The sequence below is a fragment of the Sulfitobacter sp. CW3 genome, from assembly GCF_019392245.1.
In the GTDB taxonomy this organism is placed as follows: Bacteria; Pseudomonadota; Alphaproteobacteria; order Rhodobacterales; family Rhodobacteraceae; genus Sulfitobacter.
The window spans coordinates 1-267 of record NZ_JAHXRL010000266.1; the positions used below are offsets into that span (position 1 = coordinate 1).

Sequence of the window (267 nt, forward strand, 5' to 3'; positions counted from 1 at the left end):
CCTGGAAGGCCAGCCCGTAGCGGCAGCCCCGCTCGAGATCGTGCTGGCCGCGGGCCGGGTTGAGCAGGAGCTCGGTCATGCCGCGCTGGGCCCCGGGGAAGCCGAGGTCGGCGGGCTTCCGGTAGTAGGTCAGCGCCTTGGCGGCGTCGGGCTTCACCGGGTTCTTGGCGTAGACCGCGGCCCATTCGGGATTGTAGAGGGCGCCCATGAACGACCGGGCGCTGACGTCGCCGGCCTCGGCGGCCGAGCGCAGCTTCTCGAAGGCGG

The 267-nt window shown here is 72.7% G+C and carries 1 protein-coding gene; it reads right to left on the reverse strand.

The features are described 5' to 3' along the window. Window positions 1–267, reverse strand: a 267-nt coding sequence (locus KZZ06_RS21020; RefSeq protein ID WP_219581892.1) for a hypothetical protein, incomplete at both ends; no start/stop codon positions are given.